Below are 26,695 nucleotides of genomic sequence, written 5' to 3'. Positions count from 1 at the left end.
CTGCCTCACTGCTAACTGTGTGTCGCAGCGATCATGCAGGGGGCGCCCCTCGCTTCCCTCTGGCGGTTTTCCGCGCCGGGACTTTTGTAAGAGAAACCGGCCGGGCTCAGCTCCATTTGTGGATGATGACGGCGAGCACCATGGCCAGTCTGCGCGCACGGCTGACGCCTGCGGCCCGCAACGCCTCGGAGAATGGCGCCGCCGCGCTGACCCGGCCCCAGCCCAGCCGGTGGATGGTGTAATCGTGCAGCGCCGCCGCCAACAGGTATCGCGGATCATGCGGGTCGAACGCCCATCTGGCCCAGCGTGGCACCGAAACGTCGAAGCGGAACCCGACAGGCACCCGCAGTTTCAGGCCAGAGCCCGGGCGCCCGATCTCCCAGGCGACCGGCTCAGTGGTGACATAGGCCCGGCCGCGCCGGGTCCACCATTCATTCGACAGGCCAGGCATCCAGCACCGCCTGCGTGCCATTCGGCAGGTAGCCAAGCGCCGCCATCGCATCCAGCGCGGCGGGCAGCTTTGGATTGTCGCGGCTGGTGTAGGGGGCAATTTGCAAGAGCAGCCAGAAATAAGCCATCTGCTGATCCTGGTGGCACTGCACCACCATTTCCGGCGTCATGCCGCCTGCATCTTCCAGCAGGGTGATCAGCGCAGCGCTGTCGAGCTTCTGACAGATCGCCTCTTTCTCCGGCTCCGGCGGCGCGGCATAGCTGCCATCGGGTTGCTTCACCCAGCCGATCCGCACCCCCGCGGCCACCGCGTCCAGCACAGTATCTGCCGGAAACAGCGCTGCGGCCGCTTCCACGCTTTCGGCTTCCACGATGTTGTCGATGACGCCGTCACCGTTCTTGTCGATCGCTACTCTCATAGATCAAACCTCAAACACGAAATCTTCAGGGGGAATGGCACCACGGACGACGTAGATGCGGACCTCGCCGCGCGCGCCAGCGCCTGACGTTCCGTAGTTATTGGTGCCCCCACCACCGCCGCCCGGAGCCTGTCCGTCTTCAGCATTCCCGCCGTCAGAACTGGCTGATGCGCCGCCAGCGCCGCCATACACCGACGCGCCGCCTGCATAGGCTGTCGTATCCCCGGTTGCGCGTCCTCCGCCGCCGCCGCCGCCCCAGACCGAGTTGCCGCCAGTCTTTATGGCTCCGCCCGAGCTGTACCCACCGCCAGCGCCGCCGCCTCTGGTGGCGTTGACCAGCCCAGACCCGTATGAACCACCGTTTTTGTCGAAAGCGCCGCTGTACTTATTGACAGAGTATTCACCGGAGCTGTCGATCATGCCGCCGTGAATGTGCTGCTTGTCCTGCCCCCCATGGCCGCCGCCAGTTGCAGACCCCCAACGGCCGCCAGAGACGCCAACAGACTTTGACCCTATGGTTACAGAGGAGTCTCCCCCGTTACCCGGCGTGGTGTTATCAGACGTAGAAGCGCCGCCCGCGCCCACGGCCACGGTTTCAGAAGCGGAAAGAGCAGCGGCCCTCGCCACAACGCGGGCGAAACCGCCGCCCCCACCACCGCCGCCCCCTTGGCTGGTATTGTGCAAGGAGTCTCCGCCGCCGCCGCCGCCCCACATATCAATGACAACAATATCGTCGTCTGCGGCATCCGAAGGCTTGGTCCAGGTGCCGGAGGTAGTGAACGTCTGGCTGTCGATCAGCTCGAAGCCACCGCCACCGCCACCGCCCACAAGATCAGAAAGGTTGGGCATCAGCCAATCCTCCATTCGGTTCCAGTGTAGATCAGGGTCACGGTCGCCCGCGCGACATCCACGATCAGCGCCGCATCGCCTTGCACGGTTTTGCCGTTGCCGCTGATCGTGAGGTTATTCGCGGTCACGTCGCCATCGATCACAGCGACCGTCACCGCATCACCCGCAGCAGGTGTGGCAGGCAGATCCAGTTGCCAGGCGCCGCCCGTGACATCGGCAGCGATCTTTTCGCCCGCACTGGCGGTATAGGCCGCAGATTTGGCGGTAAACCTGTTAGCACCGGCTACTGCAGCGGCAGACGCGTCAAGGGCATCTTGCAAGCCCGTGATCTGCGCAATGTCGAACTGCTCGCCATTCAGCTGCCCCAAGAGGTCTTCAGTGGACGTCAGCGCCGCCTGCGCCTGCTCAAGCCGCGAGGTCAGCTCCGCCTGCGCAGGCCCGATGATGTCGTTCACCCGGGCAAGCGCGATCTCCTGCGCCTGCCCGATGGCCGCTTCCAGCCCCTGTTTCAGCAGCTGCAGGTCGGCAATCCGCGACTCGACCTCGCGGATCAGCCCGTTGAAGAATTCCGGATCGAGCCGGGTATCCGGCCCGACAGGGAACAGGTCTGTGAGTGCCCGGCTCATGGCACCCCCTTACGCGCTCGCCAGATCGTAGCGCGAGGCCACGACAAACGGCGCCGCGATGTCCGAGGTCGAGCCCACCAGCTTCACCTGGTAGGTCTGCGACGGCGCGGTCAGCGTGAACGCCATCACCCGGCGGATATTGCCGTTCGGCAGCGGGTAATCGGCCGAGCTGACCGGCGCATCGCTGTTGCCTCCGGATTCGATAGTCGCGGTCAGGCTGTGCTTGCCCGCATCCCAGGCGGCGATTTCCAGCTCCACCCGCACCGAGGCCGCGGCGCTCCCCGCGTCCCGCACCTCCGAGAGGTGTGTGAAGCTGCCGCCGCCCTTGTTCAGGCGCAGCACCGTGTCGGGCAGTTTGATCGAGGGCATGATGTCGCGCGTGCCCACCATGACCAGCTGCAACTCGACCGTGGCCGGGGCCGCTGCTAGCGGGTGGGTGCCCGCAACCTTCTCCAGCCGGTGCCAGGTGCCATCGAACCGCACCATCCAATAGAGCTCGCAGCCTTCCGGCACATGCTCCGTCGAAATGATGTCGATGTCGGTGATGCCGCCCGACAGGGTCACGGTTTCCAGCTGAACCGCGGTATAGGCGACTTCGAACTCGGCGAAATACAGGCGCATGGCCATGTCCTTGCCCAGATCGACCGACCAGGCCGCACCGTCGCCGATGAACAATGCGCCATTGGTCAGCGCGTTGTCGGCCCGGGCTGCGACAGCATAATCGCCGCCGGTCACCAGGATGATGCCATACCGCTCGCCCGCGTTCAGGAAGGCCGGGGTCAGCGTTACCTTGTTCTCGACACCGGGATCAGGATCGCCCTGCGAGGCCTTGGCCTCACCCGCGGCGATGCTGCCTTCGGCGATGATCTGGGTCGGATCCGGCTCGCCATTCGGCGCGCGGCAGAGATAGACCTTGACGCCATAGCCGTCATCGACCTTGCCGAAACGCAGCCCGATGCTGGTCAGCCAGCCGGATTGCGCATTGAGGAAGGTCTGGCCGACCAGGTAGCCGCCCTGCGTGGTCGGGGTGATCGCCTGGTAGCCGTTCCAGTATTTGATCTTGTCGTCCCAGTACTGCTGCAGGCGGTAGTAGGTGACGCCGTCCTCGGTCCATTCATCGGTGATCAGATAGTTGTCGGCGCCGGTGTTGAACGTCTTGGTCAGGTAATTGACGCTGTATTGCGCCGATTGCCAGAAATCGCTGCTTCCGGCCACCACCATGCCGGGACCATAGCGGCGGCGGCGCTTGCCGCCCGCATAGATCGAGAAATCCGTATTGGCATACTGGTAGCTGGCGACATTGACGGAGACGCCCTGCCCCCAGGTATCCAGCCGCGCCACCTCTGCAAACGGCGGTAGGCTCCACCCCGAAACCGTGGTCAGGCGCGGATCGCCCGGGTTCAGCAGCGCCGGGGTCTTCTCGGCACTGGCCGCGAAGGGGAAACGCAGGCCTTCCTCGATCCGGGCATCATAGTCGCCATGCGCGGTGTCGCTCTCGTCCTCGGTCAGCATGCGGTCGAAGCCGTAGAGCAGCCCGTCCTCGTCGATCCCCAGTTTGTCTTCCAGCTCCGCCAGGCGGCGCTGCGTCTGGCGCACGGCCGGGGCGTTCAGCTGGCCGATATCGGCCTGCAGGGTTGCAAGGTCAGAGGCCAGCGTCTCGACCCGGGTGCCGATGGCGAGCCGGAATTTCTCGATCGAGATCATGCGGGCATTCATGCCCTGCAGCGTCGGCAGGCGGTAATCGGTCAGCAGATCGATCTTCTCAATGCCTGCGACGCCCAGCGTCACATTCGCGATCGGGATGTAATTCGGATCCAGCGCAGGCGCGATGGGCGTGGCCGCTTCGGTGCCTGCCACATAGGAGAACGCTGCCTTGCGCAGGATCTCGGTCGGGATCGTCTGCGGCTCGACATTGCCGGTCTCAGAGTTCTTGAACGACCGCGGCTCGTGCTTGGCCTCGACCTCCGCGCCGGTGCCCACGATGGTCACGATCTTCTTGGTGCTGGTCGGCAATGCGGTCACCAGCGACACGACCTCGGTGTCCTTGTCCGGATCGCCGTAGAATTTACCGTTGAGCCAGAGCCGCCCGAAATTGATGCGCACCGAGGTGGCGCTCTCCTGAAGGGCCGCAATCGCCGTCCAGGCCGCATCCGGCCCGACGATATCGAGGCCGAGGGCGTCGTCGCCTTCCACCGCAAAGACCCCGAACTTGTTGAGGTCCGCGAAATTGATGAATTGATTGAGCGAGTAAGGAACGCGCCGCTGCACTGCAGTTGCCATTAGTGATACCTCTTGATCATGTGTCCTGCGGTAATGCCGTCACCGGCGCGCGGGGCATCGCCCGCAGTCACCGGCGTGAATGTGGTGCTGTCGATCACGAAAATGTCGGTGCCGCCCTGGGCGCGGCGCACAGCCTCGACCGCCCGGGACAGCGCCGGGTCGGAGCCGTCGCGGCCCAGAAAGCCGCCTGTCATGCCGCCGTCATTGAACATGTCACCGGGCTGCGCGGCGCGGCCGACATCCACGCCCAGCACAGCGGTCACCGGCTGGCAGTTGGCGATATACTCCGATGGCAGCGCGCCCTCTGCAAAAGACGGCACGGCAACGGCCGGGTCGGCCAGATAGGTGCGGCGGAAGACATGGGCGGCCGCTTGATCCGCGCCCGCGCAGGTGCCGCCGGTGGTCGCGACTGCATGATCGGCGAAGGACGCACCGGGCTGCGGTTCAAAGGGCTCGAAAACGGTTTCGAAAACAGCGTCTGCGGTGCGCGCCGTCAGCTCGATGGGCTGCATGGTGCCATCGCTGCGCAGCGACACGGTGAAGGCGCGCGCCTGCATCGGATCAGCACCGGCAAGGCCGCCTGGGTCGTGCTGCTCACCGGCCCGGGCCGCACCGTCCGCAAAGGCACCTTCGGCCCCCTCGCCCGGCTCCACCGCCGTCACTTTCGTGATCCAGCCGCCGCGGCTCCACGGCGCCCGTTCAGCATCCAGCACCGTCAGCGCGGTTTCCACGCCTTGGCGCCAGATATAGAGCCGTTCGCCGACTGCCCCCTGCGCCGGGTCAAGCGACATGAAAGCGCCCGGCGCCTGCTCGTCTCCGGCCGCGCTCTCGCCATCCGCCAGGGCCGCGCCGGTCTGCACCGTATCGCGGAACGGATAGGCGCGCAGCTGTGGCAGCCGCCCCAGCCATTCGGCGCGCTGCTCCGGCGTCAGGCCGCCCGCAAACGCCAGGTCGGAAGGCGCCCGGATATAGGTCACCTCCGCACCGGCGAGGCTGAGATAGCCGCGCACGGCCGCCATTGTGCCTTTAAGTCGCTGCAGGCGCGGCGCCTCGGCAATCGCGCGGCGCTTGGTCGCCTCCGGCCAATCCTCAAACCAGAAATCGACACCGCGGGTCTGCGCCAGCCACGGCAGCAGGTCGGCCGGGCACGTCCAGGGGTTCAGGGTGCCAGGCAGCCCCTCGCTGCCCAACTCCCAGCGGGCGCCGCTGACCGCTTCGACGGCGCGCATAAATGGCGTTGCGTTATGGGGCAGAAGCGTTTCAACCATCGACGCGCACCGTGCTGATGTCGAGCGTGGAAACCTCGATCAGCCCGCTTGGCCCGGCGATCACATCAGCCGCCGGGCTGTCCAAGCGCACCCGTTCCACGCCTTCGACCGCGGCGGCAGCGATCACAGCAGATCGCGGCAGGTCGCGCCCGGGCGTCCTGCGCCGCGCGATCACCTGCTCAATCGCGGTGCGCGCGCGGGCGGCCAGAACGGAAGGATCGGGCCCGGCCAGATGCTCGAGAACCACAACCACACTCACGGGCTGCACAGCGACCGGCTCGGCGATCAGCACGTCGGTCGCCTGGCCCACGTCCTCGCGGTTTAGATGGGCCTGCACGGCCGAGACCAGTTCGGGCGGCGGCGGGTTCTCCGCCCCCATGACAGGCACGCGCACGATGGGCGCGCCGGTCGATCGATCCACATAAGCCCCGGCATCAGTCACTTCCGGCGAGGCCATCAGGGCTTCGGCGATATAACCGCTCAGCCGCCCCCCGGCTCTCTGTTCCGACGCCAGGGAGATCCGGCGGCGATAGCGCGCATCGGTCTCATCCGGCAGGCGGGCCAACAGGTGCAGTGAAACGCCAAGCGCATCAAGATCCGCACCGGTGGCGAAAGGCAGCAGCGTCGACAGATAGGCGTCGTTCAGCGCCCCAAGCGCTAGCAGCTCCCGGTAGGCGTCGGCCTCCTGCAGGATTTTGACTGGCTCGCTTTCCAGCGCGTCCGCATCGAAGCGGATGCCCGCCGCATCCAGGGCTTCTTTCAACCGGGCCATGCGCGCAGCAAGGATCGCCTCGAAATCCAGTTCCGCGCGGTAGCTCGGCGGGGTGAGCTGCGACAGATCGATCAGACCTTCAGCCATCAGCGCACCTCGATGCCGTCGAGCGTGACCGGCTTACCGGTCGGCAGATATTGCCCCTCGAGCGCGATCACGATGCCGCCCGGCTCGGGCATTTCCACCGACACCTGCTCGACCTGCAGCCGCGGCTCCCAGGTCTCGAGTGCTTCATAGGTGGCCGCCATCATGTCGAGGCGGGTGGCATCATTCATGGGCGCATCAACCAGCCGGTAAAGACGGCTGCCGTAGTCCCGGCGCATCACGCGGGTGCCGATGGGCGTGGTCAGGATATCCCGCACCGACTGCCGCAGATGCGCCAGGCCGGAGAGTTCTGTTCCTGTGGATGCGTCGATGCCAATCATGCGGCGATCATGGCCGCGCGGGCAGCCGCCCGCCCTCTGGCGGTTTTCCTAACGCCAAAATTCGATAGCGTCAGCGAACTTTATGATTGCCTTCCAGTTCGCGACCATCAAACTTTTTGAAGAGTGCACCCATTGCTTTGTCACATTCGTTTAGTTCTCGCAGTGCGTACTCCCTATACCCCACTGCGAGAGATTTGTACAATTCTGCGCTATTTCCATTATTCGAGATCTCTCTCACCTGATTGATATATGTTCGGACGATATGCTCGGATTGCGTGATCGCGGTCTGAACGTCCAATAGATCGTCCAGCATACCTGGCCTTTCCTTAGTCAAGGCTAGCATAAGAGGTTCAAACACCTCTGTTGTCGGGACTCCAAAAGATCGCCCTGTTACAAGTTCCCCGGTAACATTGTCTGAAACTTTGATCGAAAACCGCTCTTTTCCAAGATCTTCCAATTCTACACTGAACTTTCCGGAACAAGCTTGCTCTTCATAATCCACCGCAAGCTCCGCAGCAACTTTAGTGCGCCATTTCAACTTTTGAAGTTCTTCACATATAAGCGTCTTGTATATTTTCACATGTTTTGATGAAGCGCGAGTTCTACGAATAAACTCGAAGACTTCCTTCACTACAAACAAGACAACCGCCGCCAGAACAGATATTGGAAAAACGTCATCCGGAAGCAAGTTCTTAATTAATTGGTCGTCGACTATTGGAGCTTCTCCAATCAGCACCCCGCAGTCAAACAACGGATCTCTAGCGCAAAACTTCCCCACTATTCACTCTCCCTATGGCTTACAACGCCTCGTAGAGCAAACCGCCAAACGAGAGAAGCGATATTGCGTGACTGTTTCAGTCTAAGGACAGACAATCAACCTTCAACAAAGACGTTGCCGGAACCGCTGGCCACGGATGACCCGCAATCCACCGGGTCACCGATCCGGCCTATTTGCTTGCCATTAGCCAAGACCGTTCCGGAGCCAGATGCCAGAGCCCCCCCATGCGGCGGACACAGGTTGCAGCCATGCAGCGCCCAGCTGTCGCCCTGGCGGTGAACAGGAATGCCGTTCACATAGACACTGCCGCTGCCGCCTGTCGAAGCCCGGGGCGGAAAACAGCCGTGCCCAGTGCAAAGATCGCCTTTTCTGGTGACAGCGGGCATCAGTTCAGATCGATCCGGGCGCCATTGAGCTTGATGCCCCCGGCGTCGATGGTGATGGTCGAACCGTTGGACGAAATGACGATTGCGCCATCTTTCACGCTGATCGACGAAGCCCCTAGCTGCAGCAAGTGTTCTGCCCTGTCACCGGATGGCGCTGCGTTGCTGGCGCTGAACACCGATCCGACAATCACGCCCTGCGCGGTGTCGCCAGATTCAGAAAGCACCACCACCTGCTCGCCGATGGCCACCGGCGCCCAGACTTTGATAGTAGCCGCGCGCTCTGCCAGCCAGGGAAGCCAGTTGCTCTCGCTTTCACCGCCAAAGCTCACCTTGGCGCGGGCGGTGCCTGCATCCACGGCCGTCACCACGCCAAAGCGCACGATGCCCTCGCGCGCCTGCTCATTGCGCGCCGCTCCATAGCTCATGCGCCACCCCCGTCGATCTCGGTGTAATCAGGTTCCTGCCCTGGGCCGATGTCGGGCGCGAAACCGATCATCACCCGTTCCGGCGTGGCGCCTTCCCCGGTCCAGACGCTTTGCCCCAAGTCAATTTGCTGATCCCACTCGACCGCCCAGACCTCGAACTTGTCGAACTCAGGGTCAAATCCATCCGGCCCGATATAGGTCACCTGCGCCGGGCTCACGCGCTGCCCCCAGCGGTTTTGCTGCACCAGCACCCCCAGCGCCCCGGCCAGCTTGCGGATCTCGCGCTCGACCTTCACGGTGCGGAAGCTCATCACCACCCGCGCCACCCATTTCGATACCGCAGGCAGCTGTTCGGTGCCCGGATCGCTCTCCGGGTCGATTTCCATGTCAACCAGCTCGATCAGCACCGCGGGCAGCTGCAGGGACTTCCGCGGTGCCCCGTAATCTTCGACAGATGCCAGCGCCGGAAACTGTGCGCTGATCTCGGCTTTGATCGCGTCATGCAGCTGATCCAGGTCGAGATTGTCGGCCATAGCTTATCCTTTCCCCACGCCGTAGATCGTGCGGGCCCGCACCTCGGCCCGGAAGTTCTTGAAGAACACCGCTTCAATCTCGTCGAACACCTCGTCCTCGATGAAGATCTGCGCCTTGTCCTCGATCGGCATGCGTTCCTCTTTGATGGGATAGGCCCGTTGCGTTGCCCGGCGCATCACGGTCGGCCGCCCCTTCGAGTTACGCCCGACAAATGCCCCCGGGAAATCTTGCCCACCATACCGGGCACCGCCGCCAGTGCGCAGGGCTCGCCCCTTGAAGGCAGACACGCGCATATCGTTGAGACCGAACCACATGCGCACCTCGCCCAGGCTCTTGCCGTGACTGAACCTAAACCCCTGCAGGCGCTTGCGCAGCTCTGCCGCCGTGCGCAGCTGCAGCTCAGTGCGCAGCCCCTTGCGGGCGCGGGTCTTCATGGTCTGCGCAGTGCGGCGCAACGCGCGGGAATAGGCGAACCGCAGGTCTTTTTCGCTCGCCTCAAACTCATCGGCGATGCGTTTCAATTCCCGTGCATCGAAGTCAAAGGCGAGCATGGCCTCAGTCCTCGGCCATGCGCAGCACCGCAAAGCCGGTGCCATCCGGCTGCGGCGCGGTCAGCAGGTAATAGACTTTCGCCCCAATCTGCACCTGGTCCTGCTCTGCCAGATCGGCCACGTCCGTTTCCTTGCAGGTCAGGCGCGGGTCGCTGGCGTCGGCCTCATACTCGCCGAGCTGGGCGTTCAGATACGGGTCGTCGAAGATGCCCCGGATGGTACGGGAAACGCCCCCCTGCGGCGTGACGCTCACCTCGACGGCGAAATCATCAAGCTGCAGGAAGGCGTCAGCATCTTCCCAGGAAGGTGCTGGCATCAGCTTGCGCCGCCCTCGCCTTCATCCTGCTTGGCTGCCGGTGCCTTCTTGGTTGCAGGCGCCTTGCCCTTGGCCGCGCCCGGCGCTTCGACTTTGCCGCGCTTGATCAGGCCATGGGCTTCGGTCGCGGTCAGCTCGACGGTATCCTTGGGTTTCTTGATCCCGCCATCCCAGACGAATGCGCTGGTGACGGTGTAGGTCTTTTTCTGGGGCTTTTTCTGGTCGCTCATAGTCTCTTGTCCTCTTCCAGGAGAAAGCGCCCGGGCCACAATCGGCCAGGACGAAATATCGCTGCGGGTTAGCTGGCGTCGGTGCCGTAGCAGAGGCCTGCCGGGTGGCGCAGAACGTAGTCCGCATCCTGCATGCAGACGATGCGCAGGCGGCCACGGCGGCTGTGGGTGTAGGGGTCGACGGTGATGTCGAGCCCGCCCCACATGCCGACCAGGACGTTGCCGAAATCACCGTGGAAGACATCGCCATCCTGAATCTGGTTGGTGACTTCGCCGCGATAGCCGTTCACGGTGTTGTCGCTCTCCCAGATCGGCGCCCCGTTGGTGCCGGAGAATTTCTGCGTGCTCTTGAAGTGGCCGCGCATCTTGGCGTTTTGCACATAGGCCATCCGGTTCACATCGGCGTTGGCGGCGGCGATCTGGCTTTCCATCTCGATCACCTCCGCCCAGGTCGGCAGGGCCGTGCCGCCGCCCGAAGCAGCGCCGCCGAAATCGACCACGTTGACGCCGTTGGTGTTGGCAATCCCCAGCGGCTGATCGCCGGTGCCCGTGCCATAGAAGCCCGCAAGATCCAGCGAAGTCGCTAGGGCCAGTGCCAGATCGCTGCGCACCAGCGCCTCGATATCCATGCTGGACTGTTTCAGGGTGCGCCGGGTGATCTCGGAATAGGCCGCAACGGTCTTCGGCGAGAACTGGCGCTGCCCGAGGCTCAGCAGATCCTCGGCGGCCTCGTCGTCTTCGCCGATCCAGTAACCGGTCGCGCCGCCTTCCTGGGTCGGAATATCAGGGTTGCCCACCAGCCCCATCAGCGGCATTGCAAGCTGCAGCAGGATCGTGCGGTTGCGCAGCATCTGAATAAAGCTCTGGGTCAGCAGCGGATTTGCGATGGTGTTCCCGCCGGTATCCGCCGCAGTGGCGCCGCCGCTGCCGGTGTTCAGCGGCGCACGCATCAGCACCTCCATCGGCACCATGATGCCCTGGGCATCCCGGCCCTGGGCATCCGCAGCGGCGTCCGAGGCCTCGAATTCAAAGGCGGCCGCCTCCTGCGCCGACCGGTCGGATGGGTTGGCCAGGGCGCGGATTGCCCGCAAGAAGGAAAACTGCTCTGCCTCGCCATCGGTCAGACCGATGCCGCCGCGCTCGCTGATCTGGCGATTTTCGGTGCTGCGCTGGTGCAGGTGATCGAGCAGACGCTCGCGCATCTCAGAAACGCCGCGCCGTTCCGAAATCATCTGGCTTGCCAGATCCGGCGCGTTGTATTCGCGGCCGAGCTCGGTCAGCTCGCGCACGCGGGTCGCTTCCTGCTCCTGTGCGCGCTGCACGATTGCAGTCTCGGCCTCTCCAGCACGCTCAAGCACCTCGATCACTTCGACGATCTTGCCGTCTGCGTCCACTTTCGCCCGGACCAGATTGCCCTCGGCGTCGCGGGTGATGATCGTTTTCATCTCACTATCCCTTTTCTGAGTATCCGCGGGCCGGGTTTCCGCGCCCGTAACTTCTCCCGCAGCTTGCCGTTCTACGGGGCCGCCGCCCTCTGGCGGAATTTCCAACTCCCGTCCCACCCCGACGCTGGGGTCAGCCGGAACCGGCACGATCGAGATCTCGTAGGGCTCCCAGCGCGTGACGGTCACCAGGTTCGGCTCCGCCTCGCGGTGTTCCTCTTCGATCTTCATCACCCGGTAGCCAACCGACACATGCCGCCGAATGCCGTCGATGATGTCCTGAAAGATCTCGTCAGCGCGCGGGCTGCGGCCGAACCGCACCACCGCCCGGCCGACGCCATCCGCATCGATGCGCGCACTTTCGACGACACCGATCTGATCATCCCAATCGTGCCCGACCAGAACCGCGCCACCGTCGAGCAGGCGGTCGAGCTGGACAGCTTCGGGCTCATGCGACAGCACTTCATCGCCGAACCAGCGCCGCACCGGCGTCGTGCTGGAAAACGCCAGCTCAACCGTGCGCTTTTCCTGATCGATCTCGCGAACTTCACCGGCCCGGCGCAGACCGCCCTCGGCCCGTGCATTGATCTGTTCCGGCGTGACCCCTCGGGTCAGGGTGCGCCCGACCAGATCAGCCGGTGTTCGGATTTCCTTCTCCGGTTCCGTCTTCGGGGGTTCCGGCTTTTGGGTCGGCTGCTGGGCCATTGCCCTGCCCTCCTTTGGATTTTGCTGTGATCAACGCCTCGATGACGTTTTCGGGTATTTCGGCCTCCCGCATGGCAGCGATGTCGGCGGCGATTTCGCCGTAGACTTCACGCGGGTCGCGGCCGCGTTCGCGGATCACCTGGCCGCGGGACTTGAACAGATTGTCGACGGCCTCCGCGTCGGCCTTCACGTCCTTGGCCGGATCGATCCATTGCCAGCGCCGCGGTTGGAACCGCACCGCCATGAACTTCGACCGCTTGGCCGCGGGCAGCGGTGACCCGTTGTCCAGGGTGATACGGTTGCTCAGAAGCGCATGCGCCAACCATTGCTCATAGACCGGCAACGCGAAGGCCTCGATCAGGCTTTCCTGCAATTCCTGCCATTGGTCGCGCTCACTCAGCACCCCGTGCCGGATGCTTGACAGGTTCACACCTTCCAGATCATTCGCCAGATCATTGTAGGCAACCCCGAGCGCAGACGCCGCGCCGCGCAGCATATGCTTGGAGAACACTGCCAGCTCGCCATTCGGATACTGGCTTTCCACCTTTTTCATGCGCGCGCCGAGAGGCATCTGATGGTAAATTCCGCTCTCGCTTTCGAATTCGATTTCTTCGAAGGTTTCGCCTTCCTCGCCTTCCTCGATCGCCGGGCCATAGCCCTCATCCCACTCGATCACGCCGACCGTGTTGGCAGCTTCGCGAGCGTTGTTCAGGGCGCTGCGCTCGAACTCGCCCAGTTGGCGCATGCGCAAAAGTGCCGTGGCCATCCAGGGCAAGCCCCGTTTCTGGCCCACGAAATCCTCTTCAAACCAATGAATGATCTCGTCGGCTGGCACCCGGATGAACGCCCGACCTGAATAGTGGTAATCCGCCTGCGACGAGTCCAGCGTGGTGAAATAATAGGCCAGGGGGCGGCCCATCTTGCTGTATTCGATCCCGGCCCGGATGAAGCGCCCGCCGGGCCGCTTTTCCTCGTCGAAATCCACCGGGCACAGAACCGGATCGAGCACCTGCAGCGCAAAGCCCCAAGGCCCGGCATCGCGCCCATAGACCAGACGCACCATGAACTCGCCATCGGTGCAAAGCCCGTTCACCAGAGTTTTCTGAATTTGGCGGAAAGTGCGGCGGCCCTTCACATCGCAGTTGCGAGCCTTGCACCAGTTCAGCCATGCCGCCTCGATTGCCTTGTTTGCGCCTGCGTCTGGCTTGCCGTCCGCTTCGGACACCTGCGCCTGCAGCACCAATCCCTTCTGCCCGATCAGATTGCGGCGCGCGCTCGCCTTGAAAGCCTTGGCATAGCCGTTGTTGGCTGCCTGCTCACGCGATCGCGCCACCAGCACCCGCCAATTGCGGCGGATGATCTGATCCGCAGGCATGGGCGTGTTGGTCCAACCGCTGGTCATGCGGTCTGTTTCAGCCGCGGCAAACATGCGCTGCCCCCGGCGGCGCGGCGCCGTCAGCATCGGCGGCGTGCGGCGGTCCTGCTGCGCCTCGACCGGCGCTGAAGGCTTGAACCAGTTTCTGATCATCGCATCCGTACCTTGAAGACGCGGCCAAAGCCCCGGCGCGCGTTCTTCTTCGCGGCGAGTTCGGCACGATAGCGGGCGCGCAGCTGCAGCAACTCGCTCAGCGGCGTGCGCTGCAATGACCGGTTGTTGATCTGGTAGCTCTGCTGATCGATGGTCGCGCGATTCTCGATCACAGCCTCGATCGCATCCAGCACTTTCTGAACATGATCCCGGCTGTCGAAGTTTTCGCCATGCGCCGACAGATCCGGGGCGATGATCAGCTCGCCACGTTCGACCCGGCGCACGTCCGAGCCATCCGTCGCCCGGATCTCATAGGCATAGCGCCCGGGCTGCCAAGCCGCTGTAACCGCGGCAGCGGCCTCGAATAGATGGTCGCCCCCTTCGGCGCTGCTGGCGAGATCGACAACCGACTTGCCCCGCAGGTGCAGGGTCAGCGACCACTCTGGCGCTGGCAGGCTTGGCAGCTCAACCACTGCGCGGAAGGTCAGCCCCGCCCCGATTTCCTTTGGAATTCCGCCCACGTTCTCGCCCTATTCAGTGCCTGCGCCGCCGACGCCGCTTGGCCGCCCAACCGCGCTTTTTCGCAGGCTCGCCTTTCGGCGCCTCTGGTGCCTCTGGCGGTTTTCCATCTGGCACCGGATCAGGCTGATCCGCAGGGGTGTCCTCGACCTCCTGGCCCTGCTCTTCCAAGCCGCGCACCAGGCGGGCAATGTTGGGGTTCAAGATGCGCAGCGCGGCATAGGCGTAGACGCGGCAGTCAAAGGCCTCGTTTCTCGGGCGGACGTTGTGCCATTCCCGCACGGCGAAACCTTTCACAAAGCGGGTGCGCAGCGCCTCCGCCGTGAACATGTCGAACCAGGCCGGATCACGCCCAAGCGGGAAGTGACAATACCCCTTGCCCGGCTCCGAGATCCGCGCGCGCTGCGCCACAACGACCTTTGCCTCGTCCACGCCGATCGGGTGCAGATGTACAGGACGCTCGCCACGCTGCCGGATCTTCGTCGGCGCGGTGACGATCGGGCGTCCCCAGCCGCCAACCCCCTTGATCGCAAACACCTTCCGGCCCAGCCGCTTGCGGGCGTAATCATAGGCCGCCTGGGTATAGCCGCCGGTGGTGCCGCCGGTATCGAGACAGGCGGCAGAGATCCGCAGCTCAGTTCCCGTTTCATGGGTCCAGGTCTCCGACAGCAGATCGTCGAGTTCCTGCCAGACATCCGGAAGCAGCGGGTCGCCCCACAAGGTCCGGTAATCGACCGACCAGGATTCTTCGCCCAATCCCCAGCCCACCACCTCAACCTCGAGGCGGTCGGTCTGCATGTCGATGCCAGCCGTCAGCACACCTGCCCCCATCGGCACCGGTGCCGCGAACTCTTCCGCCCGCTTCATCAGCACACCAGCCTCGAGCCTATCGCCTTCCTCTTCCCAGGTCTCGGCAAGCGACACGTTCACGAATGTCTGCAGATCGCCCGCAGCCTTTTTGTCGAGGAAAGACTGCACGATGTCTTTCAGCCGCCGGAAACAGCTGTACAGCTCGGACAGGTGATAGGAGGCATGACCACGAAACGGCTTCTTTGCGATCCAGCCGCCGCCCTCGCGCTCAGCATTGCGGATCGCCGCCACCCGCTCACCGTCATTCCAGGCAGTACCGCAGCCTTCCCCCTCGCAGAGGTAGGTCGCCGTCTCCGGCAGATGCTGGCCGTCTTCGTCCTTGTCCCAATCCACCTGCGACCATTTCAGGGTTTGCACATGGCCGCAGTGCGGACAGGCGACATGGAACTGCCGCTGATCGCCTTCCAGAAACGCGGTCTCGATCCAGCTTGCGCCTTTCAGCGTCGGCGTGCTGATTTCCAGCAGCAGTCGCTGGTCGCCAAAGGTCGCCGCCCGCTGCCACAGCAGCCCCACCGGGTGGCCTTCCTGGGTGCGGTCATAGCCATCAGTCTCATCGCAGACGATGAACGGCGCCGACCGGCCGCGCATGGTCTTCGGCGACCCTGACCAGCTGAACATGAGAAACCCGCCGGGATAGCTCTTCATGCGCTGGTTGTTGACGCCATCCCGCCCGCGCGGCTTGGCGATCAGCTCCTGCATGTCGGTATTGGCGTCGACCAGCGGATTGAACTTGGTTTCAAGCCAGGTGGTCAAATCGCCCTGGCTCGGCTGCATCATCATCTGCGACACCGGGTCGAAAGCAATCCGATAGGCCTGCGCCGCCAGCGCCGTCTGCGTCTTGCCGACCTGCGCCCCCCACATCAGGGTGACCCGCTCGCAACGCGGATCCGCGGTCATGTCCACCACCTCCCGCTGATAAGGGGCATTGTCGAAACGCAGCGGGCCCGGCACGGCATTGCCGACCGGGATCTGAATATTCGCCTCGGCCCATTCCGAAGGCTTCAGCTTGGGCGGCGGCCGCAGAAAAGCGCGGGCCCGTCGCGATGCGCGAATGATCGCGCGGGCATTGGAAAAATCAGCCCGGGCGTTCACTCACCTTTCGCCCCCTCGTCCTCTTCGTCCTCGCCGCCTTCGATATCTTCCTCGAAGATCAGATCATTGTCGGCCAGAGCGGTCAGCGCCTGGTCAACCTCTTCCAGCAACACTTCCTTGAAGGCGGTTTCGTCGGTTTCGCCGATCAGGCGCCGGGCGGCCCGGCTCGGCACCACGTTGCGCAGGCCCGCCCTCACCTCGCCGAAAGCCTTCTGCAAGGCTCGTTCGAGCTGCTCGACCGGCACCACCTGTTCCCTGGCCTTGGCAAGGTCCAGCTCAACCTGTTCGGTCTCAGCCGCCAGCTTGCGCAGGATCAGCTGTTCCTTGGTGGCGCTAGGACCGTGGTCGGCCTGCGCCCGGATGTCATCATCGCGCCAGCTGCGCACCTCGGCGGTGTTGAACTTCCACGCCCGGCCGCGCCCGCCGCGCTGCACCACCGGGCAGCCGCGGCGCACCCACTCGTCGACGGTCGGCAGCGACACACCATTGATTTCCGCGAGATCTGCGCGGTTTACTTCTCTGCCCCGTGTTTTCTTTTTATTCACAGCCACTTGCGCCCATCCTAAAAAACATCGCCCAAACGGGCCGAGAACTCGCAACTTTACTTTCTCAGTCGAATTTGTCGTTTTTCGTCAGCAGCTTGCGCGATCTATATAATAAACAACCCTACCCCCCGGCCCCACGCACAAATGATTTTTTGCGCATCTGCATACCCACATGGCGTTCCCCCCTAGGAAGGACCCGCGAAAGCATGCGGCTGACACCTGACGCAGCCACGCCGCCGATCTGCGCAGGCGTCGGCAGCAGCCAGCCAGCCAAGGCAACCAGCAGCAACCAAGGCCGCGGCTCTTCATGCACCACGATTGTCTGCACGCTGTCGCTGCGCACGCCCGTGCGGCCCGTGCTTTGCTCGATGCTGCGCGCCTGCGGCCGGGTGATGCGCTGATCGGAAAACTCGGCCTGCCCGACCGCCTGGGCATTGGTGCGCCCGGCCTGCACATTCGCCGCCAGGTTCGGCCCGCCGCCGATGGCGCCCGCCAGTTTTCCGGCGAGCGTTCCACAGGACGCCAAAGCCAGGCAGAGAAAGAGGCAAGGCAGCCAGCGCATCATGCTGCCTTTGCGACCGCTTCAAGGCACATGTTGCGCTCAGACAGACGCCGGTTTGTAAGCCCCCGCCACACCCGGCCACCGGCCCGGTTCCAGCGTGGAAGCTCCTGACAGGCGCCGACCAGGTCGCCCGCATTGGCTTTGCGCACCAGCGTCGACCGGCAGGCCGCCCCAGCCCCGACGTTGTAGGTCCAGGACACCAGCGCGATCTTCATGCCGACCGGCACATTGGCGGTCAGACAGCGGTCCAATGCGGCCTCATAGCGCCCGATCTCGCGCGCGAGCATCTGGTCGCATTCCGCCTCAGTGTGCTGGTCGCCCGGCTTCACGCCTTTGGTCTCGCCATAGCAGACCGTCCAGACGCCCACGACGTCCTGATAAGCCGTTGTGCGCAGCCCCTCCCATTGCCCGATGAAGGTAACCGCTGCGGCCAGCGCCACGCCGCCAGCGCCCAAGACGCCGGCGCTGCGCCGGGACACCGCACCGCTGTCATCGGCCCGGAACTCTCGCAGCACCTCAGACAAGCCCGCCTGCGCGATCAGCCGCGCCGGGATCGCCATTGCGTTCACAAGGGCGGCCAGGGCGGCAAAGACGATGGGGTCGATGCCCAAGAGGCCCGGCGACACCAGCGAGACAAACACCGGCACAGCCGACAGAATGCACGCCAGGGCGATCAGTCGCACCGACCATGCGCCTTTGACTGTTTGTTTCCAGTTTTTGGTGAGGTTCATGGCAGTTCTCTCCTTTCACCCCGACACAGGGGCTTTGCCCGGTCACTTCCGATGAAGGATTTCGCGGATCTCGCCGCGCATCTCGCGCACGTCCTGGCGCACCTCGGCCAACGCCTCGCGGTCTTCGTCGCGGCGTTCGTCCCGCACCTCGATCTCGCGCTGCAAGAGCTCGATCTGCTGCTGGTTTGTGAAGATACGCCGTACCAGCCAGAGCCCGCCGGAGCTGGCTGCAGCCAGCACTGTGACCGCCAGACCGGTCGAAGCCTGTTCAATGCGTTCGATAAGCGTCATGCGCGCGCCCTTGTGCTCGTTTTAAGCAAAGTCGCGCGATGTAAGATTGATGGCCTCTGGCGGAATTACCGCCTAAAAGCATCCTTGCGGAAAGAACATGCGGAGATGTATGTTCATCGGACCCAAGATGGGCGAAATACGACCCTTGCCCACCAAACTAGTCCAAGCTACTACTCGCCAAGCAGGCAAGCATGACAAGGCTAGAGGTCGAAGAATGGACGAAGTTAAGTTTTTAAGGTCAAAAGTAGTCCAAATTACTCGCCTTGGTCTGGCGAATGACACGGCATCACTACGGAGCATGGCGCGTCAACTACATAAACGGTTTCTATCTGACGCCCCAGATACTGCCGCTGAACTTAGCGAAGTGCTGTCAGCGCAACCGACTGAAAGATTGGTAAGGGGGCAAACCCCTCCCACCAAAAAACCTACCGACAGCGATACACGCTTCAACCTGTTGAGGACCGAGGAGCCTAGCGTCAAGGCAAAAATGCCCTTGCTGGACGAAACAACGCGACAAGCAATCGAACAGGTTGTTTTGGAACGGGAAAAATATCAGATATTATCCGAAGCTGGGCTAACACCAGCCCGCACCGCTCTACTGACTGGCGCACCCGGAGTCGGGAAAACTATGACCGCTCGCTGGGTTGCAGCCAAACTAAACTTGCCCCTTTTTGTGCTAGACCTCTCAACTGTCATGTCTTCCCTCCTCGGAAAGACTGGAGCGAACTTAAAGTCTGCAATTGAGTATGCGAAAGCAGAGAAGGGCATCCTTTTACTAGATGAGTTTGACGCAATTGCAAAACGCCGAGATGACGAGGGAGATATCGGAGAACTAAAACGCCTTGTCACTGTCCTCTTGCAAGAGGTCGACCAATGGCCGAACGACAGCCTCCTCATTGCTGCGACGAACCACCCGGAGCTGATTGACAAAGCAATGTGGCGCCGTTTTGATACAGTCGTCAACTTCCCGCTCCCTAACAGGGACGTGCTTAAACCTTTGATAGAAGGCGCGCTTCACGGAACCCTCCCTGAAGCTTGGGTTGAAGCTATAACTATCATCATGGAAGGAAAATCATCTGCTGAAGTTCTCTCTGAGATAAATAGGGCACGGCGGCGTTCTGTGGTGTTTGAAATCCCCATCGAAAAAGTTATTATAGAAACACTTTCGGAGCACCGGAAACCGGCCTCGAAGCAAGCATTGAAGAAACTTGCAGTAACTCTGTCGAAATCCGGAACATCACAAAGAGAAATTTCATCCCTAACCGGACTAGCCAGAGATACAATTAGAAAAACAATAGAACAGGAGGCGTGAGATCGTGGCGTCCAGAAAGAATTACATTATCGGCCAAGGTGAAAGCTTAGCAGGACCTGTAAAACTTGCTTCGGGATTTGGAGATAAGTCTCTTCCTTACGACTACGATGAAGTAGTAGAAGCCATTGGAAGTGATATCCAAACCACAATTAGGTCAATTTCCGACCTCCCCCGAAAAGCATGCCCGCACGACGAAGCAGTTGTGGCAATTACCCTCCACCCGTCCTTCTTGGCAAAAAGTTATCATCCTGCAGCCCTACTAAGATCACTTGGCTTACGAAAAGTTGGCAGCCGTGAACGAAAAATAAAACCCAGAACGTATGTTGACTCTAGAAAAAAGGGGCAAGAGTTAGTTGCCCCTGAGTTATTCATTGCAGGCAGGCGCAAAGACTTGGCGAAACTTTCCCCTTCATCGGGACACTTCGAGAACGACGAACTCGTTCGAAACGACTTTCGCAAGATCGAAGAAGTACGACCGCTAGGAGCAGAGAGAATCCGAGTTCGTGATAGCGATCAGACCGGGCGCCTCGCATGGGAGTTCGTTATTCATACCGGAGGCGAAGAAGCGTCTCCAGAGACGGGAATGCTTGAAGCATTCCGAGACTGGGCAAAAGTAGTAGATCCTGACCTGACGCTTCATCACGTTCATCGTGTCGGCGGCCTCACCTTCTTAGGCATTAGGTCCGAAAAGAAACTCATTTCGAAACTGGCCCAGTTTTCCTTTACGCGCGTCGTCAGACGCATGCCAAAACTCGCCCTGAGAGATAGCGAATCGACAACCTTCCCTCTTAACCAAGACGTTGAACTATCGGACATTACTCCCCACAGCGACCACTGCCATGTGGCAATTCTAGATGGCGGCTTGCCAGAAGATCATCCTTTCCAAGATGCGGTGAACTCTTATACCGCTCCGGGCTCCGGCCCTGCACACCCGAGCTTCCTAGAACATGGCGTTCAAGTTACATCAGCCGCGCTGTTTGGATCTCTCACCCGTGTTACAGGCTGTCCAAGACCTTTCAGCCGTGTCGATCACTGGCGGGTTCTTGACGGCCAAGAGGACGATTTCGAACTAAGCTCCACCCTAGATAGAATAATGGATGTGCTGAGCCAGAACAAATATGATATTGTGAACCTTTCGCTCGGCCCAGATGAAGCAATGCTTGACGACGAGGTTCACCTGTGGACAAGCCGACTTGATCGATTTGCGTCGAACGGGGAATGTCTAGTTATAGTCGCGGCAGGAAACAACGGCGATCTAGATGACGCCTCTGGCCTGAATAGGATTCAGCCAGCCAGCGACGGAGTTAATGTTCTTGCGGTCGGCTCAAGGGATAGCAACTCTGAAACATGGACTAGGGCAGCATATAGCGCGGTTGGGCCTGGCAGAAGCCCGGGCTTGGTCAAACCTGACGTAGTAGCATTCGGCGGAAGCGATATAGAGCCGTTTATCGCCTGCGGGATTGACAAGAAATCCAGAGGGATAATGGGAACAAGCTTTGCCGCGCCGTCAGTTTCGCGGGCGGCTTCCTGTTTAATCACTGAATTTTCAGATCAAATAGGTGCTACAGCGCTAAAGGCATTACTAATACATCACGCTACAGACGCTGGAAAAGATCAAAAGAGCGTCGGCTGGGGCTGCATCCCAAGCTCCTTTGACAGCCTCATGACCTGCAACGACGACCAAGCAACAATACTCTACCAGGGAACACTTGAACCCAGCAGACACATGAGGTTCAACATTCCTCAGCCATCTTCAGGCTTCAGTAAAACCGTAGAAATTCGCGCAACTTTTGTTATCGCTACCGATACAGATCCAGAAGATTCAATCAACTATACAAGAACCGGCGCTGGGATCTCTTTCCGCCCCAAGACTGCCGGTCACCCTGGATTCAATTCTAACGGATCAGAAAGGAAGCAACACCCGACAAAACCGTTCTTTGGCAACTCTTCCTTATTCGAAACCGAGCAATCTCTTCGCGACGATGCTCATAGGTGGGAATCTGTTTTGAGAAGCAGCAAAAGATTTCGAGCATCGACACTGGACAAACCAGTATTTGATGTGGAACACCTTACCAGAGTACGCGGTCAAAACGCGTCACGCAAAGATTCCGTTCCATATGCCCTCGCGATTACATTGACGGAAAAAGGGAATGTGGAGCTTTATGACAGCATTCTGCAGGCTTATGCTGGCAGACTGCGCCCACTCGAACCCCGCCTAGATATCCCAGTTCGTGTGTAAAAGTTATTTTGCCGCGACATCGGTAGGCGGTTTTCGCTTCAACTGTTGGGGCCCTGGCATCGCCGGGGCCTTATGCTCTCCGCCATCGCAGTTGTGTCCCAGCTCCGGGCGCGCCGCCATCTACTTTTTACTCCTGCACAATTCTCCGGCGCATTCTGGCCAACCGGTAGAAGTGCGGCATTTCTCTTTCCACATCGATAACGACGCCGCCGAAGGAGATAGAGCACGCGCCTGCCTTTCCAACCTTCTGCCAAAGAGAAACGTGGCGGCATCCAAATGCCTGGCATTGCAATCTCCCTACCCCAACCGCTTGCGCCAATAGTCGGCCGCATCCAGCAACGCTTTCGCTGTCTTTTGCTCGATGCCCATTTCCTGCGCGATCTCGCTAAGGGTGGCCCCAGCATCCCACTGCCGCAACGCGTGGTCTGCCAGATACGCTTTGCGCAGTGCGTGGCATGCTGGCAGCTCGAGAATGCAGTTCCCATGGCTGAAACTCAGGCGGCGGGCAGCGTCCAAACCGATCATCGAAACAATCCGGTGTGCCTCGGGGATCTCGGCAGGAACGTAGAGCTGCCGACGCCACCGGCGTTTGCCCCGGGGGCGTGTGCCTTCTACCAGGCGAACAGCAAGCCCGCGGCCGATGACCTCGGCGATCTCTGTCACGCTCTCCGGCAGGCTTACATGGCGCCCCCTGCCTTCTGCGAAGTCAGCGAGTGGATAGCGCACTACATCGGGCAGATCTAGCTGGGCGGCCACCTCCGCCGGGGCGGGGCGTTGCGGCGCTGGGCGCCCAGCGCGTTGCGACTGATCCAGAAGTCCGCGAAGCATTTTGATTTCCGCTTTCAGATCCTCGACCTTGCCCATGGGTCAGCCCTTCGCCTTGGTCACCAGGATCTCCATACCTTGGGCAAGTAATATGGCACGCTTCAGCTTGAACACATCGGTCTCATGGCCCTTGCGGTCCTCGATCACCGCGCAGCCAAGCCGCTTGTCGACATAGGTGAAGTCAGCCCGGTAAACGCGCTGCTGCTTGCCGCTGTCCGTCATGATGGGACCATCCCGGCCATGCAGGGGGATATCCACCTGACGGCGCAATCCGCAGATTTCCCCTGCCGCCTGCATGAGCTGCAACTCCGCCCATCGCTGGGCCTCTGTCTTGCTGTCATGGGTGATACCGTCTGCAGTGGTGGTGCGCTGTGTTCCCCGCACACGGCGCTTGTCCTGCCCCTGTGCGCCTTCCAGCTCTTTGCGGTACTGCTCTGCCGTCAATCGATCTGTCATGGCGCCCTCACATGCCCAACGCTTCTTTGTACATTTCGAGGACTGCCTCTTCCTCGGCGATGTCGTTTTGATCGCGCTTGCGCAGTACGATGATCTTGCGCATCACCTTGGTGTCGTAACCCCGCCCTTTTGCTTCTGCCATCAGCTCTTTCTGCTGTTCGGCGATGGTCTTCTTTTCTTCCTCCAAGCGTTCGAAGCGCTCGATGAACTGCCGCAGCTCGGCCGCGGTCACGCGGTAGTTTTCGCTCTTCTCGTCTTCGCTGATGTCCATGGGCTTATCGCTTCCTTTCCTGTGCTGCTTTCAGGAGTTGGCCCGCGAACTTGAGAGCACGGGCGATGTCTCCGGCATGGGGGTGTTGTTCTGGTTTCCGGCTAAGCCAGTTCTGCGTTCGATAGGCCTCCCGAATCTCGTCGAGGCTGTTGAACCGCCTGCGGCTGGGCACGTCTTGGCCGATCAACCCGTTGCCCGGAGCGATGAGAATGCAGTCGCCTAGGCGCTGATCGACAGTCACGATGACATTGCCAAACTTGCTGCCGTGGGTGTCCGGGTCGATGTGCGGGCTGGTCATACGTTGATCCCCGCTGCTTGGCAGTCCGCCGCGGTGATCAGACCGGCCGCAATGCACTCCCCCGCCTGGCTAGGCTTGATGGTTCGCGCCCAGGGCTTGCGGTCGCGAATCTCCTGGGCCCGCGCTTCCAGCACCTTCTGAGGGTCAACGCTCTTAACGGGCGCGATGACGTGCTGTCGCCAACGCTTCTCGTCGACCCAGTTCTCGGAATATTTGATGAAGCGCGGCTTGTTGCCCGCCTGCTCGACGGCATAGGCCCGCGCGCCTGCCAAAATCTCTGTCGGGTCCGCACCAGCGCCCAGCGCTTCTTTCAGCGAATCCTCGGTCGCCTCTGGGTCGCCCATCCGGGGATAGGCGCCGACGAACTCAGCGAAGAAACCAGCAAAATCGAAATCCGATTTGTGCGGGGCGGAAGCCGCGCAAGGTTCTTTTACTGGTTCTCTTACAAAGGTTAGTGTCTCATTTTGAGACATGGTTTTCGCGTTTTTTGAGACATGGATATCGCGCTTTTTGAGACATGGGACCGTGTCGCAATTTGAGACATGGGCGTCAGATTTGTTCTCTGTTTGCCCCCGCTTTTTCCGTGTCTCAGTTTGAGACACGGCATTTTCAATGTGTGGGGGGCGGTCGAAGTTGAGGCCCAAGATATAGAAGGTAGAAAGCGACTTGCCGGTGCGCGGATCGATGCGCGGAACACGGCGGATCATTTCCAGTTCTTCGAGAGTGTCGAGGTGGCGGTTCACCGTGGCGCGGGACATGTTGCAGTCTGCGGCCAGTGTGGCCTGATCCGGGTCACACCTCAGCGTGTCTTTGTTGTGCCTGTCTGCCAGCTGGATCAGCACCACCCAGGGGGCGGGCTTCAAATGCCGCTGATCCAGCGCCCAGCTAACTGCCTTGTGGCTCATGCATGGCTCCTGTTGCTCGGTTGCTTACGCCCAGCGCTCTGGGCGGCTCCTGCGGGGCCCGTGCTGCCCTCAGCGGCCGCAATGCGGGCCGTCCCGTGATGCCCAGCGGCAGGTTCACCCGGTGCTTGTCCGGTGATACGCGGCAGGGTAGATGCCCCGCCGCGCGCATTCATCCCGCCCATGGGAGGAGGACAGGCAGGATGAGATCTCTGGTGCGGCGGCTCCACGCCACCACTTGCCGCCGCGCAACCCCTGGGTGATAATTGGCGGGCAAACCTAGCCGGCAGGTTGCGGACCGCACCTCGCACGTGCGACCCGCTACACCCCTTGCTTTGCACACAAGAAAGGAGCGCATTCGAGATGCCCAAACGCGAAAATTTCGCTGTTGATATTCCGCCTGGCCATGAGGCTATCGCGATATACTGCCTCTGGGATTCCTTGAGCTTCGTAATTGACGAACTTGGTCGTGACAAAACGGAGGAAGGCTGGCGGGAAGAGCTATACGACAAAGTCCACGCCCGGTTTGCAGAGCTGCATGCGTTGTCAGTCATGTTCGGCCCCTCCACTGCCCCGCAGACCACGGGCCAGCCGAAATACCTTGCGGCCGCACTCAGAACAGCGATGAACGCCATCGACAGCGCCTTCGACCGGGCCACCCTCCTCAAAAAGGGTGGGAGCTGATATCGTAATGCCATTCTCGGTGATGGTTAGGATGCCGATGTTGGTGGCTATAACGTGCCCCTCACCGGGAAACTGAACTCCGCGGTTTTCCTGAGGCCCCTTCACGCCGCTTTCTCCATCGCCTGGCCGAAGAACTCTGGCGCGCCGGGGTCTGTCAGCATCACCAGCAACGCGATATGGCTGGCAGGGGCGGTCACCGCCCCCCACCAATTCAGCGCGGTTTGAAAGCTGACGTCACAGAACAGCGCCACCTCGCGCGAACTGCGGAACCGGGCGCGGAAATAGGCGGACCAAAGGTCAGGTGCGCCGACCTTCAACGCATATGGGTCAAACTGATTTGACCAAGATTTTTGCCCAGCGCCTCCGGCATCCTGCGGGCATGGCGCATCATTGTTCACAATCAAGGTCAGGCGGGGGCGGCTCATGCTGCGTCCTCCGCCTGGGCGCAACTACCGGCAGAGGGGGGGTTGTCCGCCATGTGCCTACGCACCTTTTCGACGGTGCGCAGTGTCGGACTGCTACTCCCGGCCTCCCAACGCTTCCAGGTTGCACCGCCGCCAGCGCCCGCGTTCTGCACAACGGTCGAAGGCTTAACTCCAATTTGCGCCGCGTAGCCGCGGACTTCTGCCATGAACTGCTCCATGGCTCAATCGATAGTTTTAAATACCTATTCAGTCAAGGGTCTTTAAAACCATATATTTCATCCTCTCAATAGTAAAAATAAACTACATGAGCGATGCACACCTAACAGAGCCATTTCTTGTCCGCCTCAAAGCGGCCATTGATGCAGACCCAGATCTGAACGTTTCCAACCTGGCCGTGAAAGCTGGACTGGCGAACAGCACTATTCGCCTGATGTTCCGGGACAACAAAAGCCCTCGCATTGCGACCATGCGCAAGATTTGCGCCGCCCTAGGGACGACGCTGGAAGAGTTCATGAGCAACGCCCAGACCGCAGACGAGAAAGAAATCGTTCGTCTGTTTGCCCAGCTACCCGAGCCGTTAAAGCAGCAGCTTCTGGGCTACGGACGAGGTCTAGCTGACGCTGCAGATCGGTCTCAGCCAGAAGGCGATGGAGAAAGTGAATAAGATCTTGGTCTGTCAATTTGGATAG

33 protein-coding genes are annotated in these 26,695 nt (G+C 61.4%); 4 read left to right on the top strand and 29 right to left on the bottom strand.

All coding sequences use genetic code 11. The features are described from left to right. Nucleotides 1-106: 106 nt before the first annotated feature. The 23 genes from AC0IPL_RS06470 to AC0IPL_RS06360 all read right to left on the bottom strand — a co-directional run bounded on the left by AC0IPL_RS06470 (nt 107) and on the right by AC0IPL_RS06360 (nt 18,594). Nucleotides 107-451, bottom strand: a complete 345-nt coding sequence (locus AC0IPL_RS06470) for a DUF1353 domain-containing protein (protein ID WP_474272921.1) — start codon at nt 449-451, stop codon at nt 107-109. Further along, the gene (locus AC0IPL_RS06465) at nt 432-869 is read right to left on the bottom strand and encodes a hypothetical protein (protein WP_474272919.1); all 438 of its coding nucleotides are present in this window, start codon (nt 867-869) and stop codon (nt 432-434) included. The genes AC0IPL_RS06470 and AC0IPL_RS06465 overlap by 20 nt, the downstream gene beginning before the upstream one ends. A gap of 3 nt (nt 870-872) precedes the next feature. Then, nucleotides 873-1,718, bottom strand: coding sequence for a glycine-rich domain-containing protein (locus tag AC0IPL_RS06460; RefSeq protein ID WP_474272917.1), 846 nt, complete (start codon nt 1,716-1,718; stop codon nt 873-875). After that, nucleotides 1,718-2,344 carry a hypothetical protein gene (locus tag AC0IPL_RS06455; protein ID WP_474272915.1) on the bottom strand — a complete coding sequence of 209 codons (627 nt, stop codon included), beginning with the start codon at nt 2,342-2,344 and terminating at the stop codon, nt 1,718-1,720. The genes AC0IPL_RS06460 and AC0IPL_RS06455 overlap by 1 nt, the downstream gene beginning before the upstream one ends. A gap of 9 nt (nt 2,345-2,353) precedes the next feature. Next, nucleotides 2,354-4,624 carry a hypothetical protein gene (locus AC0IPL_RS06450; RefSeq protein ID WP_474272913.1) on the bottom strand — a complete coding sequence of 757 codons (2,271 nt, stop codon included), beginning with the start codon at nt 4,622-4,624 and terminating at the stop codon, nt 2,354-2,356. After that, the gene (locus AC0IPL_RS06445) at nt 4,624-5,892 is read right to left on the bottom strand and encodes a phage tail protein I (protein WP_474272911.1); all 1,269 of its coding nucleotides are present in this window, start codon (nt 5,890-5,892) and stop codon (nt 4,624-4,626) included. Before AC0IPL_RS06445 ends, AC0IPL_RS06450 begins: the two co-directional genes overlap by 1 nt. Further along, nucleotides 5,885-6,751, bottom strand: coding sequence for a hypothetical protein (locus AC0IPL_RS06440; protein WP_474272909.1), 867 nt, complete (start codon nt 6,749-6,751; stop codon nt 5,885-5,887). Before AC0IPL_RS06440 ends, AC0IPL_RS06445 begins: the two co-directional genes overlap by 8 nt. Then, on the bottom strand, nt 6,751-7,089 hold the full coding sequence (locus AC0IPL_RS06435; RefSeq protein WP_474272906.1) for a GPW/gp25 family protein: 339 nt from the start codon (nt 7,087-7,089) through the stop codon (nt 6,751-6,753). The genes AC0IPL_RS06440 and AC0IPL_RS06435 overlap by 1 nt, the downstream gene beginning before the upstream one ends. Before the next feature lie 70 nt (nt 7,090-7,159). Continuing rightward, the gene (locus AC0IPL_RS06430; RefSeq protein ID WP_474272903.1) at nt 7,160-7,867 is read right to left on the bottom strand and encodes a hypothetical protein; all 708 of its coding nucleotides are present in this window, start codon (nt 7,865-7,867) and stop codon (nt 7,160-7,162) included. A 95-nt stretch (nt 7,868-7,962) separates the two neighbouring features. Then, nucleotides 7,963-8,253, bottom strand: coding sequence for a PAAR domain-containing protein (locus AC0IPL_RS06425; RefSeq protein ID WP_474272901.1), 291 nt, complete (start codon nt 8,251-8,253; stop codon nt 7,963-7,965). Further along, the gene (locus AC0IPL_RS06420; protein ID WP_474272899.1) at nt 8,253-8,678 is read right to left on the bottom strand and encodes a phage baseplate assembly protein V; all 426 of its coding nucleotides are present in this window, start codon (nt 8,676-8,678) and stop codon (nt 8,253-8,255) included. The genes AC0IPL_RS06425 and AC0IPL_RS06420 overlap by 1 nt, the downstream gene beginning before the upstream one ends. After that, the gene (locus AC0IPL_RS06415; protein ID WP_474272897.1) at nt 8,675-9,211 is read right to left on the bottom strand and encodes a hypothetical protein; all 537 of its coding nucleotides are present in this window, start codon (nt 9,209-9,211) and stop codon (nt 8,675-8,677) included. The genes AC0IPL_RS06420 and AC0IPL_RS06415 overlap by 4 nt, the downstream gene beginning before the upstream one ends. Before the next feature lie 3 nt (nt 9,212-9,214). Beyond that, nucleotides 9,215-9,763: a phage tail protein gene (locus AC0IPL_RS06410; protein WP_474272895.1), complete on the bottom strand. Its 549-nt coding sequence runs from the start codon at nt 9,761-9,763 to the stop codon at nt 9,215-9,217. 4 nt (nt 9,764-9,767) lie between these two features. Then, nucleotides 9,768-10,079, bottom strand: coding sequence for a head-tail joining protein (locus AC0IPL_RS06405; protein WP_474272893.1), 312 nt, complete (start codon nt 10,077-10,079; stop codon nt 9,768-9,770). After that, complete coding sequence (locus tag AC0IPL_RS06400; RefSeq protein ID WP_474272891.1) at nt 10,079-10,309, bottom strand: hypothetical protein; 231 nt, start codon at nt 10,307-10,309, stop codon at nt 10,079-10,081. Before AC0IPL_RS06400 ends, AC0IPL_RS06405 begins: the two co-directional genes overlap by 1 nt. A 68-nt stretch (nt 10,310-10,377) precedes the next feature. After that, entirely contained in the window at nt 10,378-12,456 is a 2,079-nt protein-coding gene (locus AC0IPL_RS06395) for a phage major capsid protein (RefSeq protein WP_474272888.1), read from the bottom strand. Next, nucleotides 12,383-13,984 carry a phage portal protein gene (locus AC0IPL_RS06390; protein ID WP_474272886.1) on the bottom strand — a complete coding sequence of 534 codons (1,602 nt, stop codon included), beginning with the start codon at nt 13,982-13,984 and terminating at the stop codon, nt 12,383-12,385. The genes AC0IPL_RS06395 and AC0IPL_RS06390 overlap by 74 nt, the downstream gene beginning before the upstream one ends. Continuing rightward, complete coding sequence (locus tag AC0IPL_RS06385) at nt 13,981-14,505, bottom strand: hypothetical protein (RefSeq protein ID WP_474272884.1); 525 nt, start codon at nt 14,503-14,505, stop codon at nt 13,981-13,983. The genes AC0IPL_RS06390 and AC0IPL_RS06385 overlap by 4 nt, the downstream gene beginning before the upstream one ends. Nucleotides 14,506-14,518: 13 nt before the next feature. Then, the gene (locus AC0IPL_RS06380) at nt 14,519-16,465 is read right to left on the bottom strand and encodes a phage terminase large subunit family protein (RefSeq protein WP_474272881.1); all 1,947 of its coding nucleotides are present in this window, start codon (nt 16,463-16,465) and stop codon (nt 14,519-14,521) included. Then, nucleotides 16,462-17,010, bottom strand: coding sequence for a terminase small subunit (locus AC0IPL_RS06375; protein WP_474273196.1), 549 nt, complete (start codon nt 17,008-17,010; stop codon nt 16,462-16,464). Before AC0IPL_RS06375 ends, AC0IPL_RS06380 begins: the two co-directional genes overlap by 4 nt. Nucleotides 17,011-17,131: 121 nt before the next feature. Further along, nucleotides 17,132-17,575 (bottom strand): bacteriophage spanin2 family protein, encoded by a 444-nt coding sequence (locus tag AC0IPL_RS06370; RefSeq protein WP_474272879.1) that lies wholly within the window; start codon nt 17,573-17,575, stop codon nt 17,132-17,134. Further along, complete coding sequence (locus AC0IPL_RS06365; RefSeq protein WP_474272877.1) at nt 17,572-18,303, bottom strand: lysozyme; 732 nt, start codon at nt 18,301-18,303, stop codon at nt 17,572-17,574. The genes AC0IPL_RS06370 and AC0IPL_RS06365 overlap by 4 nt, the downstream gene beginning before the upstream one ends. Before the next feature lie 42 nt (nt 18,304-18,345). Next, nucleotides 18,346-18,594, bottom strand: a complete 249-nt coding sequence (locus AC0IPL_RS06360; RefSeq protein WP_474272875.1) for a hypothetical protein — start codon at nt 18,592-18,594, stop codon at nt 18,346-18,348. 214 nt (nt 18,595-18,808) lie between these two features. Between AC0IPL_RS06360 and AC0IPL_RS06355 the strand changes: the two genes are divergently transcribed. Further along, nucleotides 18,809-19,906 (top strand): AAA family ATPase, encoded by a 1,098-nt coding sequence (locus tag AC0IPL_RS06355; RefSeq protein WP_474272872.1) that lies wholly within the window; start codon nt 18,809-18,811, stop codon nt 19,904-19,906. Between the two features lie 4 nt (nt 19,907-19,910). Further along, nucleotides 19,911-22,145, top strand: coding sequence for a S8 family peptidase (locus tag AC0IPL_RS06350; RefSeq protein WP_474272869.1), 2,235 nt, complete (start codon nt 19,911-19,913; stop codon nt 22,143-22,145). 297 nt (nt 22,146-22,442) lie between these two features. Here AC0IPL_RS06350 and AC0IPL_RS06345 read toward each other — a convergent pair whose 3' ends face one another. From AC0IPL_RS06345 to AC0IPL_RS06325, 5 genes are read right to left on the bottom strand one after another with little or no spacing between them, the layout of a single operon-like run. Further along, nucleotides 22,443-23,009, bottom strand: a complete 567-nt coding sequence (locus AC0IPL_RS06345; protein WP_474272867.1) for a hypothetical protein — start codon at nt 23,007-23,009, stop codon at nt 22,443-22,445. A gap of 3 nt (nt 23,010-23,012) precedes the next feature. Continuing rightward, on the bottom strand, nt 23,013-23,426 hold the full coding sequence (locus tag AC0IPL_RS06340; RefSeq protein ID WP_474272864.1) for a DUF1064 domain-containing protein: 414 nt from the start codon (nt 23,424-23,426) through the stop codon (nt 23,013-23,015). A 7-nt stretch (nt 23,427-23,433) separates the two neighbouring features. Further along, nucleotides 23,434-23,697: a DUF2312 domain-containing protein gene (locus tag AC0IPL_RS06335; protein WP_474272862.1), complete on the bottom strand. Its 264-nt coding sequence runs from the start codon at nt 23,695-23,697 to the stop codon at nt 23,434-23,436. A gap of 4 nt (nt 23,698-23,701) precedes the next feature. Continuing rightward, nucleotides 23,702-23,995 carry a hypothetical protein gene (locus AC0IPL_RS06330; protein ID WP_474272861.1) on the bottom strand — a complete coding sequence of 98 codons (294 nt, stop codon included), beginning with the start codon at nt 23,993-23,995 and terminating at the stop codon, nt 23,702-23,704. After that, nucleotides 23,992-24,900, bottom strand: a complete 909-nt coding sequence (locus AC0IPL_RS06325) for a helix-turn-helix domain-containing protein (protein ID WP_474272859.1) — start codon at nt 24,898-24,900, stop codon at nt 23,992-23,994. Before AC0IPL_RS06325 ends, AC0IPL_RS06330 begins: the two co-directional genes overlap by 4 nt. A 360-nt stretch (nt 24,901-25,260) precedes the next feature. Here AC0IPL_RS06325 and AC0IPL_RS06320 point away from each other — a divergent pair, with 360 nt between their 5' ends. Next, nucleotides 25,261-25,581: a hypothetical protein gene (locus AC0IPL_RS06320; RefSeq protein WP_474272858.1), complete on the top strand. Its 321-nt coding sequence runs from the start codon at nt 25,261-25,263 to the stop codon at nt 25,579-25,581. A 101-nt stretch (nt 25,582-25,682) separates the two neighbouring features. Here the strand turns inward: AC0IPL_RS06320 and AC0IPL_RS06315 are convergent, their stop codons facing one another. Then, on the bottom strand, nt 25,683-26,006 hold the full coding sequence (locus tag AC0IPL_RS06315; protein WP_474272856.1) for a hypothetical protein: 324 nt from the start codon (nt 26,004-26,006) through the stop codon (nt 25,683-25,685). Nucleotides 26,007-26,310: 304 nt separating this feature from the next. Here AC0IPL_RS06315 and AC0IPL_RS06310 point away from each other — a divergent pair, with 304 nt between their 5' ends. Next, entirely contained in the window at nt 26,311-26,670 is a 360-nt protein-coding gene (locus tag AC0IPL_RS06310) for a helix-turn-helix domain-containing protein (RefSeq protein ID WP_474272855.1), read from the top strand. Nucleotides 26,671-26,695 lie beyond the last annotated feature (25 nt).

This window comes from Leisingera sp. SA32, from assembly GCF_056033425.1.
This window is presented reverse-complemented; position numbering and strand designations above follow the sequence as displayed.

Coding starts and splice junctions, on each gene's coding strand:
- AC0IPL_RS06470 (WP_474272921.1), bottom strand. CDS start 451: ATGCCTGGCCTGTCGAATGAATGGTGGACCCGGCGCGGCCGGGCCTAT.
- AC0IPL_RS06465 (WP_474272919.1), bottom strand. CDS start 869: ATGAGAGTAGCGATCGACAAGAACGGTGACGGCGTCATCGACAACATC.
- AC0IPL_RS06460 (WP_474272917.1), bottom strand. CDS start 1,718: ATGCCCAACCTTTCTGATCTTGTGGGCGGTGGCGGTGGCGGTGGCTTC.
- AC0IPL_RS06455 (WP_474272915.1), bottom strand. CDS start 2,344: ATGAGCCGGGCACTCACAGACCTGTTCCCTGTCGGGCCGGATACCCGG.
- AC0IPL_RS06450 (WP_474272913.1), bottom strand. CDS start 4,624: ATGGCAACTGCAGTGCAGCGGCGCGTTCCTTACTCGCTCAATCAATTC.
- AC0IPL_RS06445 (WP_474272911.1), bottom strand. CDS start 5,892: ATGGTTGAAACGCTTCTGCCCCATAACGCAACGCCATTTATGCGCGCC.
- AC0IPL_RS06440 (WP_474272909.1), bottom strand. CDS start 6,751: ATGGCTGAAGGTCTGATCGATCTGTCGCAGCTCACCCCGCCGAGCTAC.
- AC0IPL_RS06435 (WP_474272906.1), bottom strand. CDS start 7,089: ATGATTGGCATCGACGCATCCACAGGAACAGAACTCTCCGGCCTGGCG.
- AC0IPL_RS06425 (WP_474272901.1), bottom strand. CDS start 8,253: ATGCCCGCTGTCACCAGAAAAGGCGATCTTTGCACTGGGCACGGCTGT.
- AC0IPL_RS06420 (WP_474272899.1), bottom strand. CDS start 8,678: ATGAGCTATGGAGCGGCGCGCAATGAGCAGGCGCGCGAGGGCATCGTG.
- AC0IPL_RS06415 (WP_474272897.1), bottom strand. CDS start 9,211: ATGGCCGACAATCTCGACCTGGATCAGCTGCATGACGCGATCAAAGCC.
- AC0IPL_RS06410 (WP_474272895.1), bottom strand. CDS start 9,763: ATGCTCGCCTTTGACTTCGATGCACGGGAATTGAAACGCATCGCCGAT.
- AC0IPL_RS06405 (WP_474272893.1), bottom strand. CDS start 10,079: ATGCCAGCACCTTCCTGGGAAGATGCTGACGCCTTCCTGCAGCTTGAT.
- AC0IPL_RS06400 (WP_474272891.1), bottom strand. CDS start 10,309: ATGAGCGACCAGAAAAAGCCCCAGAAAAAGACCTACACCGTCACCAGC.
- AC0IPL_RS06395 (WP_474272888.1), bottom strand. CDS start 12,456: ATGGCCCAGCAGCCGACCCAAAAGCCGGAACCCCCGAAGACGGAACCG.
- AC0IPL_RS06390 (WP_474272886.1), bottom strand. CDS start 13,984: ATGATCAGAAACTGGTTCAAGCCTTCAGCGCCGGTCGAGGCGCAGCAG.
- AC0IPL_RS06370 (WP_474272879.1), bottom strand. CDS start 17,575: ATGATGCGCTGGCTGCCTTGCCTCTTTCTCTGCCTGGCTTTGGCGTCC.
- AC0IPL_RS06365 (WP_474272877.1), bottom strand. CDS start 18,303: ATGAACCTCACCAAAAACTGGAAACAAACAGTCAAAGGCGCATGGTCG.
- AC0IPL_RS06360 (WP_474272875.1), bottom strand. CDS start 18,594: ATGACGCTTATCGAACGCATTGAACAGGCTTCGACCGGTCTGGCGGTC.
- AC0IPL_RS06355 (WP_474272872.1), top strand. CDS start 18,809: ATGGACGAAGTTAAGTTTTTAAGGTCAAAAGTAGTCCAAATTACTCGC.
- AC0IPL_RS06345 (WP_474272867.1), bottom strand. CDS start 23,009: ATGGGCAAGGTCGAGGATCTGAAAGCGGAAATCAAAATGCTTCGCGGA.
- AC0IPL_RS06340 (WP_474272864.1), bottom strand. CDS start 23,426: ATGACAGATCGATTGACGGCAGAGCAGTACCGCAAAGAGCTGGAAGGC.
- AC0IPL_RS06335 (WP_474272862.1), bottom strand. CDS start 23,697: ATGGACATCAGCGAAGACGAGAAGAGCGAAAACTACCGCGTGACCGCG.
- AC0IPL_RS06330 (WP_474272861.1), bottom strand. CDS start 23,995: ATGACCAGCCCGCACATCGACCCGGACACCCACGGCAGCAAGTTTGGC.
- AC0IPL_RS06325 (WP_474272859.1), bottom strand. CDS start 24,900: ATGAGCCACAAGGCAGTTAGCTGGGCGCTGGATCAGCGGCATTTGAAG.
- AC0IPL_RS06320 (WP_474272858.1), top strand. CDS start 25,261: ATGCCCAAACGCGAAAATTTCGCTGTTGATATTCCGCCTGGCCATGAG.
- AC0IPL_RS06315 (WP_474272856.1), bottom strand. CDS start 26,006: ATGAGCCGCCCCCGCCTGACCTTGATTGTGAACAATGATGCGCCATGC.
- AC0IPL_RS06310 (WP_474272855.1), top strand. CDS start 26,311: ATGAGCGATGCACACCTAACAGAGCCATTTCTTGTCCGCCTCAAAGCG.